General features: G+C 37.4%; 19 protein-coding genes. 4 read left to right on the top strand and 15 right to left on the bottom strand.

Going from position 1 to position 18,613, the window contains the following annotated elements; genetic code table 11:
• Positions 1-3 precede the first annotated feature (3 nt).
• The 12 genes from B3209_RS10515 to cas2 form a co-directional block, all read right to left on the bottom strand.
• Positions 4-1,281: a valine--pyruvate transaminase gene (locus B3209_RS10515; protein ID WP_296663869.1), complete on the bottom strand. Its 1,278-nt coding sequence runs from the start codon at positions 1,279-1,281 to the stop codon at positions 4-6.
• An 18-nt stretch (positions 1,282-1,299) separates the two neighbouring features.
• Complete coding sequence (locus B3209_RS10520; protein ID WP_296663870.1) at positions 1,300-3,867, bottom strand: ATP-dependent Clp protease ATP-binding subunit; 2,568 nt, start codon at positions 3,865-3,867, stop codon at positions 1,300-1,302.
• 9 nt (positions 3,868-3,876) lie between these two features.
• Positions 3,877-4,989 carry a hypothetical protein gene (locus B3209_RS10525; protein WP_296690576.1) on the bottom strand — a complete coding sequence of 371 codons (1,113 nt, stop codon included), beginning with the start codon at positions 4,987-4,989 and terminating at the stop codon, positions 3,877-3,879.
• The gene (locus B3209_RS10530) at positions 4,989-5,525 is read right to left on the bottom strand and encodes a UvrB/UvrC motif-containing protein (RefSeq protein ID WP_296663874.1); all 537 of its coding nucleotides are present in this window, start codon (positions 5,523-5,525) and stop codon (positions 4,989-4,991) included. Before B3209_RS10530 ends, B3209_RS10525 begins: the two co-directional genes overlap by 1 nt.
• Positions 5,526-5,563: 38 nt before the next feature.
• Positions 5,564-6,907, bottom strand: coding sequence for an ABC transporter permease (locus tag B3209_RS10535; RefSeq protein ID WP_296663875.1), 1,344 nt, complete (start codon positions 6,905-6,907; stop codon positions 5,564-5,566).
• Complete coding sequence (locus B3209_RS10540; RefSeq protein ID WP_296663876.1) at positions 6,904-7,596, bottom strand: ABC transporter ATP-binding protein; 693 nt, start codon at positions 7,594-7,596, stop codon at positions 6,904-6,906. The genes B3209_RS10535 and B3209_RS10540 overlap by 4 nt, the downstream gene beginning before the upstream one ends.
• Positions 7,589-8,869, bottom strand: coding sequence for an ABC transporter permease (locus B3209_RS10545; RefSeq protein ID WP_296663878.1), 1,281 nt, complete (start codon positions 8,867-8,869; stop codon positions 7,589-7,591). Before B3209_RS10545 ends, B3209_RS10540 begins: the two co-directional genes overlap by 8 nt.
• Before the next feature lie 22 nt (positions 8,870-8,891).
• The gene (locus B3209_RS10550; protein ID WP_296663880.1) at positions 8,892-9,758 is read right to left on the bottom strand and encodes a hypothetical protein; all 867 of its coding nucleotides are present in this window, start codon (positions 9,756-9,758) and stop codon (positions 8,892-8,894) included.
• Positions 9,758-10,633: a signal recognition particle-docking protein FtsY gene (gene ftsY, locus B3209_RS10555; RefSeq protein WP_296663882.1), complete on the bottom strand. Its 876-nt coding sequence runs from the start codon at positions 10,631-10,633 to the stop codon at positions 9,758-9,760. Before ftsY ends, B3209_RS10550 begins: the two co-directional genes overlap by 1 nt.
• 20 nt (positions 10,634-10,653) lie before the next feature.
• Complete coding sequence (locus B3209_RS10560; RefSeq protein WP_296663884.1) at positions 10,654-12,252, bottom strand: PEGA domain-containing protein; 1,599 nt, start codon at positions 12,250-12,252, stop codon at positions 10,654-10,656.
• A gap of 62 nt (positions 12,253-12,314) precedes the next feature.
• Positions 12,315-13,449 (bottom strand): peptide chain release factor 2 gene (prfB, locus tag B3209_RS10565; protein WP_296663885.1). Its coding sequence is split into 2 segments (ribosomal slippage): positions 12,315-13,379 and positions 13,381-13,449, totalling 1,134 coding nucleotides; the frame shifts between segments, so codons are not numbered across the junction.
• A 17-nt stretch (positions 13,450-13,466) separates the two neighbouring features.
• On the bottom strand, positions 13,467-13,757 hold the full coding sequence (cas2, locus tag B3209_RS10570; RefSeq protein ID WP_295797163.1) for a CRISPR-associated endonuclease Cas2: 291 nt from the start codon (positions 13,755-13,757) through the stop codon (positions 13,467-13,469).
• Positions 13,758-13,854: 97 nt separating this feature from the next.
• Between cas2 and B3209_RS10575 the strand changes: the two genes are divergently transcribed.
• Positions 13,855-14,847 (top strand): hypothetical protein, encoded by a 993-nt coding sequence (locus B3209_RS10575; RefSeq protein WP_296663888.1) that lies wholly within the window; start codon positions 13,855-13,857, stop codon positions 14,845-14,847.
• 267 nt (positions 14,848-15,114) lie between these two features.
• Here the strand turns inward: B3209_RS10575 and B3209_RS10580 are convergent, their stop codons facing one another.
• Together B3209_RS10580 and B3209_RS10585 are read right to left on the bottom strand one after the other, a co-directional pair.
• Positions 15,115-15,573, bottom strand: coding sequence for a GNAT family N-acetyltransferase (locus B3209_RS10580; RefSeq protein ID WP_296663889.1), 459 nt, complete (start codon positions 15,571-15,573; stop codon positions 15,115-15,117).
• A gap of 65 nt (positions 15,574-15,638) precedes the next feature.
• Positions 15,639-16,073 (bottom strand): cupin domain-containing protein, encoded by a 435-nt coding sequence (locus B3209_RS10585; protein ID WP_296663891.1) that lies wholly within the window; start codon positions 16,071-16,073, stop codon positions 15,639-15,641.
• Between the two features lie 326 nt (positions 16,074-16,399).
• On the opposite strand from B3209_RS10585, the gene B3209_RS10590 reads away from it, so the two are divergent.
• Complete coding sequence (locus B3209_RS10590; RefSeq protein ID WP_296663893.1) at positions 16,400-16,633, top strand: hypothetical protein; 234 nt, start codon at positions 16,400-16,402, stop codon at positions 16,631-16,633.
• Positions 16,623-17,009 carry a PIN domain-containing protein gene (locus B3209_RS10595; RefSeq protein WP_296663895.1) on the top strand — a complete coding sequence of 129 codons (387 nt, stop codon included), beginning with the start codon at positions 16,623-16,625 and terminating at the stop codon, positions 17,007-17,009. Before B3209_RS10590 ends, B3209_RS10595 begins: the two co-directional genes overlap by 11 nt.
• A 17-nt stretch (positions 17,010-17,026) precedes the next feature.
• On the opposite strand, the gene B3209_RS10600 is transcribed toward B3209_RS10595, so the two are convergent.
• On the bottom strand, positions 17,027-18,196 hold the full coding sequence (locus B3209_RS10600) for an acyltransferase family protein (RefSeq protein WP_296663897.1): 1,170 nt from the start codon (positions 18,194-18,196) through the stop codon (positions 17,027-17,029).
• Positions 18,197-18,301: 105 nt separating this feature from the next.
• Between B3209_RS10600 and B3209_RS10605 the strand changes: the two genes are divergently transcribed.
• A complete protein-coding gene (locus B3209_RS10605; RefSeq protein WP_294013916.1) occupies positions 18,302-18,571 on the top strand; it encodes a helix-turn-helix transcriptional regulator in 270 nt (89 codons plus the stop codon).
• The last annotated feature ends 42 nt before the right edge of the window (positions 18,572-18,613 follow it).

Consider the following 18,613-nt stretch of genomic DNA (forward strand, 5'->3'; position numbering starts at 1 on the left):
CCTTTATGAATTTGCTTTGTAGGTTTCTGCAATAATTCTGATTCCGTCTTCAAGCTCATCATCGGGGCGTGCATAATTTATTCTTATGCACTTTGAATAATGCGGATGGTCTTTAAATGCGCCTACATTTCCGAAGAAAAAATATTCGCCAGGAACAACTACAACGCCCTGCTCCTTAAGTTTTTTGTAAAGTTCCTTTGTTGTGATTTTTAGTTTTCGCATTAAAATCCACAAGAAAATCGAACCTTCACCTTTATGCACTGCATAATCAGTTCCTGCAAAATATTTATGCACAAGGCTTTGGGCAAATTTATTTTTCTTTTCGTAATACGGACGCACAAAATTTGAAGCGGCTTCAATCAGTTTTCCGCTTTCAATAAGATTAGAAGCAATCGCCTGGCCAAGACTTCCTGAAGCAAGCGCAATTATCGAATTCAAATTTGAAAGAGCAGTAACAATTTCTTTTCTGGCAATTATAATTCCAGTGCGTAAACTTGGAAGACCTATTTTGGAAAGGCTCATGCTAAGAATTACATTTTCATTCCAGAAAGGTTTTGCATCATTGAAAATTATATGCGGCCACGGAAGACCATAAGCGTTGTCAATAATCAGTGGAATAGAATGATCCTTTGCAAGCGCAGACATCCGCATAACTTCCTCATCGGTAAGAACATTGCCTGTAGGATTTGTGGGACGGCTTACGCAAAGGGCTGCAATGCTATTGTCCTTGTTAAGACGCTCCTCAAGTTTTTCAAAGTCAACAAAATATTTAAAAGTGTTGTCACTGTATTCTTCAAAGCGTGAAGGAATACTTTCAAAAGTTTCGCTTTCAATTCCCTGATCCGCATAACCTACATATTCAGGCACAAGTGGAAATAAAATTTTCTTTTTAGTTTTTTTTCCATCTGACGAAGTGAATGTTCCAGAAAGAAGATTAAAAAGATAAAAGCACGCGCTTTGGCTTCCGTTGCACACAGCAATATTTTCTGGCTTTACATTCCATCCGAAATTTTTTGAAAAAAAAGTTGCGACAGAATTTATAAATGTATTTTTTCCCTGCGGTCCATCGTATTTTCCAATCAAATCTTCAAACGCACGGCCATCTTTCATTATGCGTTCCATTTCGGCGCGGTACATTTTTTCAAGTTCTGGAATCTGCGCAGGATTTCCTCCTCCAAGCGCACAAAGTTTTTTTCCTTCAGGAAGAGGCGCACCCAAGTCTTCCATCAATTGTAAAATTCCAGACTCTCCTGTAAGTTTTTTTCCAAAATCTGAAAACATTTTTTATCCTCGTTTTTTTTATGAAAGTTGATTTGCTTCCTGCGCCGAAAGTTCTTGCATTTTCTTTGCAGCTGCTGCTCTCTTTTTTTTCTTGCTGAGTTTTAATGAAATAGTTCCGTCAACGCAATCCACGGAAACTGTTTCGCCTTCCGCATTTTCATTTTGCAAAAGAAGATTTGCAAGAGGATCTTCAATTTCTTTTTGAAGCAAACGGCGCATAGGGCGTGCTCCCATTGAAGGTTCATATCCGTGCTCAACAAGATATTCCCTAGCTTTTGGCTTAAGCGTAAGTGAAATTAATTTTTCAGCAAGACGGTCTTCAAGTTCTTTAATTTGAATTTCGAGTATGGACGCAATTTGTTTTTTTGAAAGCGCATCGAAAACTATCACATCGTCAATTCGGTTAAGAAGTTCAGGCGACATTATTTTTTTGAGTTCTTCCATTGCGCTGGATTTTATTTCGCTGTACGGAACAATTCCTTCTTTTGCAGCAGAAAACCCCATTTTGCTTTCCGCAGTAATTTCTCTTGCGCCCGCATTGCTGGTCATAATGATAACTGTATTTTTGAAGCTTACGGTATGACCAAGGTTATCCTTTAATTCACCCTCTTCAAGAAGCTGAAGTAAAAGATTATAAATGTCGTGGTGAGCCTTTTCAATTTCATCAAGGAGCACAACTGAATATGGACGCTGGCGAACTTGTTCCGTAAGCAGACCTCCTTCTTCATAGCCAATGTATCCAGGAGGCGCACCAACAAGACGAGATGCATTTTGTTTTTCCATGTAGTCGCTCATATCTACACGAATCAAGGCTTCTTCCGTTCCAAAAAGAAATTTCGCAAGCGACTTTGCAAACTGAGTTTTTCCAACGCCAGTAGGACCAAGAAAAATAAAAGAACCTACAGGACGTTTATGTGAAGAAATACCGGCTTTGCTTCTTCGGACTGCGCTACAAATTGAAGCAACAGCCTCATCCTGACCTATAACTTCTTCATGCAAAATTTTTTCCATATTTAAAAGACGTCCGGACTTTCCTTCATCCAACTTTGAAACATCAATTCCAGAAATTTCACTTATAATCTTGCAGACATCATCCGCACAAACACGGCGTTTTTTTGCAGCGTCAGAAGATTTCCATTTGCGGTTTAAATCATCTATTCTTGAACGCAGTAAATTTATGTGATCCCTGATATATGCGGCTTTTTCATATTCCTGCGAAGCAACAAGCTCTCTCTTCTGCTCATTATATCTTGCGTATTCTGATTCAAGCTTATCCAATTCTTCAGGGCGGACATCCTCCTGCAATTTTTTTGCTGCTCCAGCTTCGTCAAGAATATCAATTGCTTTGTCCGGCAAGAAACGTTCAGAAATATATCGTTTGCTGTATTTTACAATAAGTGGAATCACATCATCTTCATAAACAACATGGTGAAATTCTTCATAATATTTTTTTAGTCCAAAAAGAATTTTTTGAGTTTCATCTTCAGAAGGCTCTTCAACTTTTACAGTCTGAAATCTTCTTACAAGCGCAGAATCTTTTTCAAAATATTTTCGATATTCCTTTGTCGTAGTCGCTCCAATCATCTGAAGCTCACCGCGGCTTAGAGCAGGCTTTATCATGTTGCTTGCATCCATTGAGCCTTCCGGTCCGCCAGCACCAATTATAGTATGAAGCTCGTCAACAAAAAGAATAATATTTTTTGATTCCTTGATTTCTTTCATTACACGTTTGAGCCGCTCTTCAAATTCGCCGCGATACTTTGTGCCGGCAATCATTGCAGCCAAGTCAAGCTGAAGAAGCCTTTTTCCAAGAAGGTCAGCAGGAACTTTACCGTTCGCAATGCGCTGCGCAAGGGATTCTGCAATTGCAGTTTTTCCAACGCCCGGTTCTCCAACAAGGACAGGATTATTTTTTGTGCGACGACTTAAAATCTGAATTGTGCGTAAAACTTCTTTTTCACGTCCAACAACAGGATCTAAATTTCCGTCCTTTGCATCTTGGGTTAAGTCCCTTGAAAACTGCGCAAGAATTCCTGACAGTTTTTGTTTTCTTTGCGCGCTTCCATCCGCCATAAAAGGAACAGGTGTTTCTTGTGAAAAATTTCCGCCTGAAAAATCTTTTGAATCTTTTACAGCAGAAGAAGGTATTTTACGCTGAATATCGGCAATCGCTTTTTTGACCTGATCAATGGAAATTCCTGCGCGCTTTAAATATGCCCACAAAAGGGAACGTTCCTCTGTAGCTGCGGCAAACAAAAGATGTTCTGTTCCAACATAGTTGCACTGCATTGTCTTTGCATCGAATGCAGCCTGATTCAAAAACCTTTCTGTACGATCAGAATTTGGAATTGTCTTTAGTTCCGTATCTGGAAAACGAGAAGGCAAACTTTGTTCAATCGCAAGTTGAAGAGTAAGAACATTTATTCTAAGCTGCTGAAGCACAACATATCCAAGACCTTCCGCAGATTTTAAAAGCGCAAGTATAATATGCTCCGGCTCAATCTGCCGACTTCCTAAAAAATAAGCTTCATCTTGAGCAAGTGCGACCAAAATGCGCTGTGCTCTAGGAGAAAAATTTTCGTACATATAGGAACCTCACTTTTCAATATTTTCAAAAGCTTCCTGTAAAATCAAAGCTCTAAGCCGTTCAATTTTACGCGGACGGTTGTCCTGAATATCTTTTTCAAATTTAAATTTTCCATTGTCAAGAACATATTCAAGATGTCCTTCCTGAACTCTGTAAAGCAAAGCATGTAATTCCGACTCTTCAATTCCAGAAAAAACTTCCATGTCTTTACCGAACTTTACTCCGCTTACAATGTCGATAGCTTCTCTAAGTGAAACAAAAAAACTGCTCTTTGCCAAAGCCAGCGATCGGAGCGCATAGTTTGAAATTTCCGTTATGTGCTGAGCCTTGCAAATTTTCCGTGCCGCTCTTTCTTCCTTTAAAATATTTTGAACAGCGCATTGAACCGAAGCAATCTGATCGAGCTCACTTCCGCCCGCCGAACTTTTGGGAACAACAATGTAATAGCTGCCCAAAGAAGTTCCTTTTGTTCCAAAACCGCTCAAGGCATTTCCACCGCCAGAACCATAGCAAGCAAGCAAATTAAATCCATCAGCTGAAATATTTTTTACAATTGAATTTATTGAGCCAAGCAATGAGCAAGCAGGCAAATAAAGTTTTACAACAACAGAAAGTCCGCTTCCTGAATTTAAAACTGAATAAGTCAAATATCCAAACTCGTAGCTTGCGGCAAACTGAATTCTTTTTTGAAGTTCATTGTCAATTTCATAAACTGAATTCGATGCAACTTCAATTCCAAGTCCTGGAACAAATGAAGAAATTTTCAAATGATCATCAGTGTTTACAGTGCAAGAAATTTTTCCATCATTGCGAAGAACAAGTCCAGTTTTTTTTCCTTTTGAATCAAAAAGAATTCCACGCTCATGCATTATCTTGTTTCCAATGCCATCAAGCTTGCAAACAGAAACCGCCTGAAAATCTTTCGCATTCTTCAAAAAATTAAACGCATCAAAAACAATAGACTGAATGCGCTCGCTTTCAGAATCATTCAATTTATCTGGAAAAGGAAAATTTGCAAGATTTCTTGAAAGAGTCGCTCTGGTTGCAACAACAATATCTTGCTCAGGTCCTGCGCAGGCATACCATGCTCCAGAAACATCTTCTTTTGCTTTTTTCATCATCAGCCGATTTCTCCACTAGAATTTTCCGCCGAGCCTGAAACTGCATTCTTTTCAAGAGCCTTTAAATAATCTCTGTACATCGCAGCTTTTTCATAATCTTCTTTTTGAATTGCAATATTCAGTTTGTTCTGAAGAATAACTCTGTCATTTAAAACAGAACGAACAGAAGAAAGACGAGCTGGCATTGAACCTTTAAATATTTCTTTTACTCCGTTAGTTTCAAGAAAATGCCTTACATCATTTTTAAAAATCGCATAGCATTCCGGACAGCCAGTTTTTCCATTCCTAGTTATTTCTTTTAATGAAGTTCCGCAGACAGGACAAAGTTTATTTTCATGCTCTGAAATTTTTTTTGAAACGTTGGCAAGTTCTCTGAAAAGATTTCCGATTGAAGATTCTATGCTTTTTGGATCTGTAGAAATTCCACGCTCCATTGCACATTCGAGGCATATATTTATTTTTCGACGTGAACCGTCAGTTGAGGTTTGTTCCATAAAAATTACAGCTTCACGTTCATGGCAAAAATCACAAATCATACCTTTCCTCATTTTTCAAATAGTGAGTGTACCATAAATTACATTTTACGCAAAGTATCAATAGGTTTCTCTTTTCCGGCTTTAACCGAAGGAATCAAGGAAACTAAAGCGGAAAGAAAAAGCGTGCATAAAACAACCGCAACAATTTCTTTTACAGGAATTTCTATCGGAATATTCTGAAGATAATACGCCGGGTCAAGCAAATGAAACTTTGCAATTTCATGGGAATCACCAAAAGAAAATGCAAGCGAAAGTTTTTCAAAAAAATTCACACAGGATTCAATTGCGCCGATTATTTCGTTTATATTCACGGAAATTAAAAGTCCAACAGGAACACCAATCAAAATTCCTACAAGACCAATTGAAGCTCCAGTTAAAACAAACGAAAGAGCAATTCCGTTTGGAGACGCGCCAACGCATTTTAGAAGCGCAATTTCTTTTTTGCGTTCCATTACAATTATCAAAACAGAAGAACTTACACTTATGCTTGCGACAATCACAATCATAACCATAATTACAACAAGCAAGGCTTTTGTTGAGGCAAAGTTTTCAAGTTCAGTTGCATTGACTTCTTTCCATGTTTCGACTCTGGAATCAGAAAAACCTTCATCCTTAAATGTAAAAGTTTGGATTTTTTCTGCAATGGAAGAAAGTTCATCGGAAAAAGAATTTTCAGTTTCGATTCCTACAACAAATTCGCAAGATGATTTTGCAAGAGAATTAAAAGCCGCTTCAATTGGAATAAAAACCCATAGCGCATCAAGTTCCTGATAGCCGCTTGAAATAATTCCGCCGACTTTAAACTGCGCAACTTTTGGAACAAATCTTTTTCCAGCTGTATTCATGCTTATGATTTTTATATTATCTCCAACATGAACCCCAAGCTGCTCTGAAATTTTTTCCCCGATAACAGCAGTTCTAAAATCAGGCAAATCAGTGCTTCCTTCAACAACTTTAAAAAGCGAAGAAAAACTTTTATCAGTCAAAAAGGTATCTTGCAAGACTCCTCTTACAAATGCACCAGATCTATAACTTTTTCCAGCAGCAAGAGCCATTCCTCTAACTTCCGGAAAAACTTTTTCTACGCCTTTTATGTCTGTAAACTTTTCAGCCGCCAAAGTAAAATCTTTGCAGGAATTCAAATACATAGAATTTTTATAAACTGAAACTGAAATATCACGTGAAAAAAGTTTTATCATCCGGCTTGTCATTCCCTGAACCATTCCGTTTGTAACAACAAGAAGAACAACCATCGGAACCAAGCTTATTCCAATGCAAGCAATGGCACCAGTAAGACTGCGTTTTCCAATTCCCGAATCAGAACCTTGAGACTTTGAAAAAAATATTTTTTTTGCATACATCAAGCATGAACTAAAAGTCATATTTCAAGCTCCTGAAGTTGTCCGTTTTCTATGGAAAATTTTCTCTGACCTTTTGAAGCAAGATTCATATCATGTGTAACAAGAATCAATGTTTTTCCATATTTTTCTGAAAGTGAAAAAAGAATATTTCCAACAGCCTCGGCATTTGCAGGATCAAGATTTCCTGTAGGCTCATCAGCCAAAATCAGTTCGGGATTATTCACAAGACTTCTTGCAACAGAAACTCTTTGCCGTTCTCCACCAGAAAGTTCAGAAGGCAAATGCGACATTCTTTCTTTTAAACCAACGGCACACAAAAGTTCTTCGGCTTTTTCCATCGCATCTTTTTTAGAAACGCCAGCCATAAATGCCGGAAGAAAAACATTTTCCAATGCAGTAAAATCTTTTAAAAGATAATGAAACTGAAATATCATTCCAAGAAATTCACGTCTGAATTTTACGAGCTGCTTTTCTGACATTGAGTTTACAATCATTCCGCCAACACAAACAGTTCCTCCAGTAGCTTTGTCCAAGCCGCCAATTATATTCAGCAAAGTCGACTTTCCGCTTCCGCTTTTTCCGACAATCACACAAGTTTGGCCTTGCTTTAATTCCATGTTCAGTTTTTTCAAAATTGCAAGTTCCTCGCTTGAAGTCTTATAAGTTTTTTCCAAATCTTTTATTGATAAAATAATATTCTGATTACTCATCGCGCAAAACCTCCGTTACAGTCATTCGCAAAACATTCCGGCTAGCAAGCCAAGTTGCCGCAACCGCTGAAAAAATTCCAAACAGAAAAATAAAAATAACTTCATGCAAAAAAATTCTTGTAGGAATTCTTGCATAAATTGCAAACATTGGATTTTCTGACACAAAGTTTTCAGCTCCAGAATTAAAAATCATTGTAAAAAAATATTCGATTCCAAACTGAATCTTAGCAAGCAAATTAAAAACTGTCTTCATATTCAGCGAAATAAAAACACCAAGAAAAAGCCCTGTTACAGCTCCCAAAGTTCCTGTGAATATTCCTTGAACAACAAAAATACTCTGTACATTTTTTTCAGAAGCCCCAAGCGCAGAAAGAACTGCAATTTCATTTTTTCGCTCCAAAACAAGTTTCTTCATTGAATTAAAAATATTTATCGCAGCAACAACAAAAATCAAAAGCACAATAACAAACAGCGTATTTTTTTCCATGCGAAGAACGCCAAAGTAGCTTCGGTTGTATTCGCGCCACCCCACTGCTTTGGACTGCGGAAAAGAATTTTTGAATTCTTTTATAAACGAAGAATCTTTTGAAGCCGAAGTTAATTTTATTCCATATTTTTCTTCTGCGGAATTCCCGAGAATCTTTTTTCCAGAATCAAAATTTATAAATGAAAACGAGGAATTTATTTCCGCATAGCCGCAATGAAAAATTCCTTTTACAACAAATTGCCGGTTTGTAGAAAGCAAGCTTGTATCACTTGATCCACTAAGCGCCGCAATATTTACTCTGCTCCCAATTCTAAGATTCAAGTTGTACGCCAAAGTGCTGCCCACAACAATTGAATCTGCACTAGACAAATTAAATTTTCCTGCAACAATTTTCAGTTTGTCTTTAAATCCAAAATCAGATTCCATAATATTTTCTGGAACTGCCCGGACAATTGAAGCACATTGCTTTTCTGAATTTCCAACCATAAGTCCTTGCGCTTCATAAAAAGGAATTGCACAAACAACTTTTTTATTTTCACTGCACCAATTTTCAAACAAATCGCCCTGAACTTTAGATACCTGAACATGGTATGACGAAATTTCCATTATGGAGTCTATAAATCCCATTTGGAAACCATTCATAACACTCATTATAACAATTAATGCCATTACACCAAGCGCAATTCCCAGTGCCGCCAAATACGAAGCAGCCGCAGTGCGACCTTTTCTATTTATTCTGCTTATGCGACGGGCAACAAAGCATACCCACTTAAAATCTGATTTCAATTTAATCCTCATTAAATTTTTTTCAATTTATTTTTTCACCATTCACAAATTTTGTTTCCATAAATTTTCCGTCCGGAAAATATACAGTCTCAACAAAATCATCATCATTTGAATATTTTATAGAAAATCTTAAATTTCCATTTTCATAAAATTCAAAATCCGCATTTTCACTTTTGCCTGTATAATTATAAACATTTTTTTTTCTGTAAATTTCCTTGCCTTCTTTTTTTTCATCATAGAAAATTTCTTCATCAAATAAAAGTCGATTCTGGTTGTCATAAGAAAAGAAATTTTTTTTCATTAAAGTTTTTATTTCTGGCAAAGGCATTTCTTCTGTTGACTCTGAATTTTGAATATAACAATATTCCACAACATAAATCGGAAGAAAATCTTTGTTGTATTGAATCTCATAGTTTTTTTTATTTTTAAAATCTTCTTTATTTGAAAAAATATATTCACCTGAATATTCCCAGTTTTCCTTTGAAACAATTTTTGAATCTGCAACAGTGTTTTTATTTTCCCAGACAATTTTTTCAACAGGCTTATAATCCGAATTATATTTTACCCGAGAAAACTGATCTTCGTTTGCAGACGTGCAGGAAAAATTTTCAAGTTCCTTTGAAACACTTAAAAGTTCATTGTCAAATTTAAAAAACACAAGTCTTCCAAGAGAATTTCTTATGTAAAATTCAGAATGATTTTTTTTTGACTTCTCATAAAATCCAAAATCGATTTCGTCTGAATTTAAAAATTTCCCTAGCTCAGTTTGTAATTCTTCTGTTTTTTCAAGAGAAATATTTCCCTTCATTGCATAAGAAATCAAAAACTGATTTTCATTTATAACAGGAAACAAAAGATATAAAAAAAACAAAGCTTCAAAAAAAGACATCACTCTGTTCCAACAAATTCATCCACATATTTTTTAGGATCAAAAGATTCTATATTTTCATATTTTTCTCCAGTGCAAACAAACAGCACCGGAATATTTAAATCTTTTCCAATTGAAACAAGCGCGCCGCCTTTTGCAGTCGAATCATATTTTGTAAGAACAACAGCATCAATTCCAACTGCATCATTAAAAACTTCCGCCTGCCTTACAGCGTTTTGTCCTGTTGTCGCATCAATTACAAGAATTTTTTTGTAGCATCCTTCATCAGCTTTAGAGGCGCAAATCCTGTCAATTTTTTTCAGTTCATTCACAAGATTTTCTTTATTATGAAGACGCCCAGCAGTATCGGCAATTACAAGTCCGCCATTGTTCGCCTTGCAAGCATCCGCCGCATCAAAAACAACTGCGCTTGGATCACTTCCCATTTGATGCTTTACAACACGAATTTTAAGTTTTTCACCATGCATAGAAAGCTGATCAACTGCCGCTGCGCGAAAAGTGTCAGCCGCAGCCATAATTACATTGACGTTTTTTTCAGAATACATTTTTGTCATTTTTGCAACGGTTGTAGTTTTTCCAACACCATTCACGCCAAGAACCATAAAAATATTTACTTTTTCATTTGAAGGTTCAATTGAAACTGGATTTAAAAATTTAATCAGAATATTTTTTAGTTCGGCAGTAATTTCTTCAGGAGAAAATTTCTTTTCTTTCTTACAAAAGGACGCAAGGCTGTCAACAATTTCAACTGCATTTTTTGCACCCAAATCACCTTCAATCAAAGCGTCAGTCAAATCCTCAAAAAAGTCTTCGGAAAAATTTTTCTTTCCGCCAAAAAGATTTTTTAATTTTTCTGAAAATGAAATCTTCGCCATATTTTTAACTCCTAAAAATTTTACTCTTCTTGAATTTCAGTCCAAGCCGAATCCGAAATTTCAGATGAAGGAATTTCTTTTGCATTTGAAGGAAGTAAAGAATTTGCAGCGATAAGATAACGTGCAAGTTCAAAACCAAAAAATCCAAGACACGCAAAAGTTATTCCGCTGGAAATAGTTCCGTAGCGTCTCCATTTTAAAACTTCGTCATAATCTTTTAAAGAACCTTGATTGTAAGCATTTGTAACTGAATTATTTTTTCCAACTGAATACAAAGTGAACGGAACAGAAAGAACCAAAGCCGTATAAGCTCTGTAGGCTGCAATTCTCCGCTTGTCAATATACTCTGAATGATTTACAGCTTTTCCTTTTACAGAAAGACGAGCTTGATTTTTTTGCAAAATTTCCGGCACATAAAAAAAGAACAAAGCATTTTCATCTTGCGTAGATTTAAATTGTCCAATGACAGGAGTTCCATCAAAAGAAATTTTCGCAAAAGAATTCTCATCTGAAATTTCAGAAAGCAAATCGCTTCCAGAATATAAAAATCCTTTTTCCAAATTTTTTTTCAATTCAATTGAGCTAGAAACTTCTGACTTAAGTTTCATATTTCCCTGAAGTTTAAAAATTTTAGAGCCTTCAAAATTATAATTTATAGAACGTGGAATGTATCCAGATGCCTCAATTGTTATAGAATGATTTCCAGATGGAACAAAAATTTTTTCTGGCGCATTTTTGTAAACATTTCCATCAACAGAAACAATTGCATCTTTAAAAGCTTCAGGCGGCTGAATTTCAAAACGAATTTCAACAGGGAAACTGTTTACAATAATTGGAACAAAATAATTCGCCGCATTTTCTGCAACGGAAATATAGTTCTTTAACGAACCAATTTCTGTAACCTGCCCAAGAATTTTTTTTCCTGGAAAATTATAAAGCGCACATGAAATTGAAAAGTATTCGCCATAAACAATAATACTTCCGCTTATAAGTCCGTTTATTTTTGCAGCTACGACTTCATTTTCAAACTTACGGCTTTCAATTCCGGAATCAAGAGCTTCCTTTGAAGGAGAAAAAAGTTCATAAGCGTTTTCTTTATAAAAAGAAACATTTTCATTTTGTGTCTCCGGAAGAAGCGGAGATTTTTTTTTCACAAAAAGATTTTTTAACGGATTAAACGGAAGCGGACTAAAACTGGATTCTATTTTTTCTTCTTGAGAAGAATTTGTATTTTTAAATTCATCATAAAGCTGATGAGTTTTTTCCAAGTTCTCGTCAATTTGATTTTTTATTTCATCAATTTTTTCTTCTTGGACTAAAATTTTTTTTTGAATTCTTCTCTTGCTTTCAGACGAAAGAAAAATTGCATCTCGCGTTTTTATTTCCTTTGAAAGCTGAAGAAACAACGACTGGCGTTCAACAAGCAAATTATTCAAGGACCTGTCCAGCATTTCCTGCGGCGTTGTATTGCGCGAAAGCCCTTCAGAAATTTTTTCCATTATAAGCTGCGGAATTATAGAAGACAAATCTTGCTCTGCGGAATTCAAAGATTTCCCGCTGACAAAATCAAATTTTTGTGCAGCAAGAATCCAAGACTCACAAAAAATATTCTCTGTCAAAAATAACAAAAGAGAAAAAATAAAAAAAAATCTTTTATATTTCCGAAAGAGAAAATTCATCTCTACAAATCATCTCCATCGTCATCTGATGAAGAAGGAAGATCTTTCCATTTTGCTGAAAGGAATTCATCCAAGAATCCGTCGATGTCGCCATCCATTACACCCTGAATATTTCCCACTGAATATTTTGTGCGATGATCTTTTACCATTGTGTAAGGCTGAAAAACATAAGAGCGAATTTGGCTTCCAAAAGAAATGTCTTTTTTTTCACCCGCGAATTTCGAATTTTCCTTTTCGCGTTCTTCCTTATAATATTCGTAAAGCCTTGACTTTAAAATGCTCATTGCAGATGCGCGGTTCATAAGCTGGCTGCGTTCACTGTCGCAAGCAACAACGATTCCGGTTGGGATATGAGTAAAGCGGACTGCGGATTCAGTTTTGTTTACGTGCTGACCGCCTTTTCCGCCAGAACGATAAGTGTCCACGCGCAAGTCTTTCGGATCAATATTAACTTCTATGCTGTCATCAAGAACTGGAAAAACATAAACAGAAGCAAACGAAGTGTGCCGCCTTGCATTTGCATCAAACGGACTTATGCGAACCAATCGGTGAACTCCAGCTTCGCCCTTTGTATATCCATAAACATAAGGTCCTGAAATTTTCATGTTGATTGACTTAAGTCCGCCTTCCGCTTCTTCCTGAGAAAGAACTTCAACTTTATATCCATGACGTTCCGCCCATCTTTGGTACATACGGCTAAGCATAAATGTCCAGTCGCAAGCTTCAGTTCCGCCAGCACCAGCATGAACAGAAAGAAAGCAGTCGTTCTTGTCAACTTCATCGCTAAGAAGATTTAAAATGCTCTGATGCTCATAATCAGCTTTTGCTTTTTCGTACTGCTCTTTTAATTCTGCCTCAATGCTCTTGTCATTTTCTTCAAGCCCAAGTTCATACAAAGCTTCAAGGTCGTCAACCCGCTGAACCAAATCTTGCCACGGCTCAATTCTTCCTTTTAAAAGCTTTATGTCATTCATTATTTTTGTAGCCTTGGCATTGTCGTCCCAAAATCCGGGGGTAGTTGTAAGAGCCTCTTTTTCAGCTATTTTTTTATTGATGTCATCAACGTCAAAGACGCCCCCAAACAGCTGAAACATCTGCCTTCAGCTGTGCAATAGGCTCCTGAAAATCCTCAATCATAATTATCCTCAATTTTTTTAATTTTTAGGCCGCGCAGTTCCGTTAAAGCAGCATTTGCGCCATTTTTTCTGTTTCATTTCTGTAATAACAAAAAGTCCGTTCAAAGGAAACTGATAAATTCTGATTTTATCATAGTAATCAGTAACTCTGTCCAAATCTTTTTTCAAGGCGGAAAGCTCAGTTTCATTCAGTTTTAAACTTTCCCAGCAAGAACGCTGAATTTTCTGAAATCCATATCTGGAAAGAATATCCACCATCATCTTGCCGCTATCAAGTCCGCCTGGCTCTATAATTACAGAAATAAACATATATATAATAGAATAAATCAAACGCCAGACATTGTCAAACCGCGTCAAATGCAAGATACACTTGAAAATCAGCGGAATTTAGTCCAAAATACAAAATATGGAAATTTCAAATTCATTTAGAAAATTTTTTTCATCGGCACTTTTAGTTTTTTCATTCTCAATTTTATTTGCGCAAAACAAACGCCCAGTTGTTACAGGAATCAACGCAATTCAGGCTGAAAACGGAAAAATTTCAATAAGCTGGATTCTGCCAAAAAATGACACAGACTCAATTTCTTCTTTTATAATCTACAGAAACAAAAAGCCTTTTACAAGTTACGATCAAATTGAATTCAGCCAGCCTTTGGCAACTGTAGAAAAAATTACAGATTCCTACACGGACTCGCCAAGAGATACAAGTGAATATTTTTACGCCGTAATCACAATGATTTCAGAAAACGAAAAAAAACAAGGCAATAGCGAAATCTATTATGATGAGCAGCTAGACGGAAAAAAATCACTTAAAACTGAAACTCCAGTCCGGCTTGTGCTTCCTGGAGTAAATGCAACAACTGAAGGAATCAAAGCTTCCGCCGCAATTTATCTTGGCCAGCCTTCAATCAAAAAAACTCCACAGGCAAAAAAAGAATACGAAGACAAAATGCGCGAACTTCCTTTGCCGCTTGTAGACGTCCTTGGGGAAACTTCAAAGCCTGAGGAAACTAAAATCAGCGAAAGTTCACGCAAAAAAATTCAGCCGCTTTTAAAATCAAAAAAAGAACAGACAAAAGTTTTGCAGGTTTATATTTTTGATGAAGACTTGATAAGTCCAGCCGGTGGAGATGAATATCTTTTGTTTGAAATTCTTCGCACTTCATTTATAAAGAAAAAATATTCAGATTCAATTGACGCTCTGAAAAAATTCCTTGCGCAAAATAGAAACAAGCAAGTTACAGACAGAGCAAATTTTTATCTTGGCGAATCTTATTATTACACTGGAAATTTTCCGGCCGCGCTCACATATTTTCTTTCACTTGAAGAAACATATCCAGAACTAAGTCGAAAATGGACGGAAAGCACACTAGATAATTTTTCCGCTGAAATTGAATAAAAATTACCGGACGGCTTCTGTCCTCTTTTGTCATAGATTCCGTTCATAAAAAAAAGATTGGTTTCGGCTCGCAAAATTATTCCGTTTGAAGAAATCACGCCAGTTCAAGGAACGTTATTTTAACGCAGGCGAAAATCATCTACACTCAGCAAAAAAAAGATTCCCACATCAAGTACGGGAATAACAGAGGAACAGAACAATCTTTTCTCCGCCATGACTTGCACTGCAAGGCAAACGAATGAAGCCGCTCTGATTTTTCAGTTTTCCTTATTTCACAATGTATTCCATCTCAACGTCCGCTTTTTCAGAATGCCAGACATCTTTTCTGTACGGAATTTCAACGAATCCGAACTTTTTGTAAAGATGAATTGCAGGCTTCAAGCCGGAAATCGTAATCAGGCAAAGTTTTTTCGCGCCGTGAGAAAGTGCATAATCCATGCAGGCTTTTAAAACAGCAGAGCCGGCTCCAGTTCCTGTGTATTGACCGGCCGCCGCCAGCTTGCAGACTTCCCAGACGTCGTCTCCGAGCGGCTCAATCATGCACGTCGCAAGAACTTTTCCGTCCTCAACAGCAAAATAGACCATCGAGCCTTTTTCGATAAGCTCCTCAACATGATCCATCGCATACTGGTCGTAGGATTCAATGTAATAAAGTTTTTCAAGCCATTCCGTGTTCAGCCGCACAAAATCGCTTTTATATTTTGGGTCGTATTCAACAATCTGCATTTTCTGCTCCGTAAAAATAGAATTTGTTAATTTATGACTTACAAAGCGCAGATTGTCAACAGGAATTATCCCCCCCCAAGTTTATTATATTCTTCGTCGCTTACAGGCTCCAGCCATGCGTTGGATGTTTCCTCGCCTGCCGGCTCAAACGTTATGTGGCTGAACCAGCTGTCTTTTTTTGCGCCGTGCCAGTGCTTCACGTTCGCAGGAATCACGATGACGCTTCCTTCTTCCATTGAAACCGCCTCTTTTCCCCATTCCTGATACCAGCCGCTTCCAGCCGTGCAGATTAGAACCTGACCGCCGCCCTTTGCCACGTGGTGAACGTGCCAGTTGTTTCGGCAGCCCGGCTCAAACGTAACGTTGAAAATCGGAATCTCGCCCTTTTTCGCATCCGTAAGCGACTTTAAGAACGACTGACCGATAAAATACTTAGCAAAAGCCTCGTTCGATTCTCCGACTCCAAATTTGTCGATTTTAGAAAATTCTTCTTTTGTCATAGATTCTCCATCCCACTCCACAAAAAAATTAGTTACACTTTGTAACTAATAAAGAATATAATAAACCTTATTTCAACTGTCAAGACAATGCAAAGATTCCGTCAATAAGGATAAAATCATAGAGAAAGCTTTATTTTTATGTTATACTATTATATGTCTGAAAGGAGGTAAGATAAAAACAGCTGAAAATGGCATCTGTTTTTATCCTTAAAAGTTTGCGTTGCAAACTTTCTTATCAACTGTTGTTTCTCCCTTCGTTGCGAAACAACTTAAAAAGTCAATCCTAAAACTGAATTTTAATCTTGACTTTTTATAGGAGGTCTAAAATGAGCGATGCTGTATTCAATACAATGTTAACAGAAATGGATTCATTTTCTTATGAACAGTGCGTGGCTTTACTTTCAAAACTCTCCCAAATTTTTAAAACAAAAAAACAGGAAACTGTGGCAGCAAAAACTTCTCCCATAGACAAATTCTTTGAAACAATCAGCGAAGAAGACAGTAAAAAAATGCTCCAAGCTGTTCAGGACTGCAGGAGAATAGAACCAAATGAATGGTAATATTTTTGATACTAATGTGATTATTCGCATAATAAAAGGCGATATTGCAGTGGCAACTGAAGCAAGAAAATATTCAGACGTTCATACATCTTCTGTTGTGCTAGGTGAGTTAATGTTCGGAGCAGAAAAATCTCAGCTCAAATCAACTAATCGAGAAAAATACATGAGCTTCTGTCTTTCTTATCCCATTCTTGATATAACAAAAGATGTCGCATTTGAATATGGAAAAATAAAAGCTTCATTGCAAGGAAAAGGAAAAATTCTCCCTGAAAATGATATGTGGATTGCCTCAACTGCCATAGCCAACAATATATCAGTAATTACACAGGATAAGCATTTTGAACAAATCCCCGGGCTTTCTGTTATAAAACTCTAGAAATTTCCCTTCACTCTTTATTTTCTTCCGCCGTTTAAAATGCTGAACAACGGCACACAGACTTTCCGCAATATAATGCCGGCGAAAGTTCCAAGCGCGACAATTGCAATGTTCGCCCCGAAATATTCAAGCAGGCAGAATGCGGGATTTTTCATCGGCAAAAAGCGAAGCCACAGATTTTGGACGCAGGCAAGAAGAAACGGCATGTGAACCGCGAACAGAAAGAACGAGAACGGAGAAAGTTTTTCTGCAAAGCTAAAAGTTTTTTGGTTTTTAGAAATCGAGCCGGAAAGTTTCAGGAAAATCAGGGCGGAAAAAAGAACCATCAGCGCAGAACAAACGGAATTTCCCTTGAAAATCAGGTTGCAGCCAAGAGCAGAGAATGCGAACATCGTAAAGAGTTCCGTCCAACGGAAAGAGTCGGCAAATGCGAACGGCGAAAAATTCCGCTCCGCCCAGAAATATCCAAGCGTAAAGAAAAGAAGCGCAGCCCTGTCCGAGTCAAAGCCTTGCGGCAGAACATCCGAAATATAGATGAACACGCAGAAAATCAGCGAGGTCTTAGGAAATCTTCTATATATACTGCGAAGAACCGGCGAAATCAGAAACAGAATCAAAAGGTCGCGCACGAACCAGAACTGGCCGACATAAGGATGATTGAATTTGTCGAATCCGAATCCCGAGAAAGCCCTGAGCCAATCCAGAACGCTCCAGGTCAGAACAGGAATTTTCTCCGGGTTTGCAAGGAGCGAAGGATTCAATTTTGCGGCAAAAAGTTTTCCGAGCGTTACAAGTGCAATGTTCAGGGCAATCCACACAAAATATGGAATCAGCAATCCCCTTGTCTTTTTCTTCAGCATGACTTTATAAGGAGTGTCTTTTTTGAAAAACAAGTACGCGCTGAACATGAAAAAAAGCGGAACGGCGCAGCTTCCAAGAGCGGAAGAAATCACGAACTGAATCCATTCCCCTGCCACGCTTTGTGCAAAAATGGGAATTCTGTTTCCTTCCGCCAAAGATTCGGCAAGTTTTTCCGCAGTAAAATTGTTGTGGATAAAGACCACCAGCACGCTCAAGATGTACCGAAGCGAAGTGATTCTGCGAGAAGTTTCCACATCGATAAACCGAGCAGTTTTGCTTTCCGAAATATCCTTATTCGCTACTGAAAAAGTACTTCCGTTTGTCATTTTTACCACCCTTTATTAGTACGTTTGTACTATCAGAAAACAGAATAAATGACATTCGTATTTAAATCAATCTATAATCTGTACATTTGTGCTAATTTTAAGGTGATGTTAGACTTTTGGAGCAATGTAAAAAGCGAACTTGAATACAGGGGAATCTCACAGAAAGAGCTTGCCGCAGAAATCAGCGAAAGCTACAACACGCTCCAGTCCTGGATTAACCGCGACCGGCTTCCGAATGCAGTTCAGGCAGTAAGAATTTCGCGCGCGCTCGGAACAACCGTTGAATTCCTTGTTACAGGCCGCGACGAGAAATTCCGTGCCGACAACACCGAGACAATCCGCCTGCTTGAAAAAGCGATTGAGAATTTAAGATAGTTTACTCGGAAAAAAGATTAGAGTTTCCGGCAGCATAGAAGA

It is taken from the genome of Treponema sp. UBA6852 (genome assembly GCA_002449305.1).
Taxonomy (GTDB): domain Bacteria; phylum Spirochaetota; class Spirochaetia; order Treponematales; family Treponemataceae; genus Treponema_D.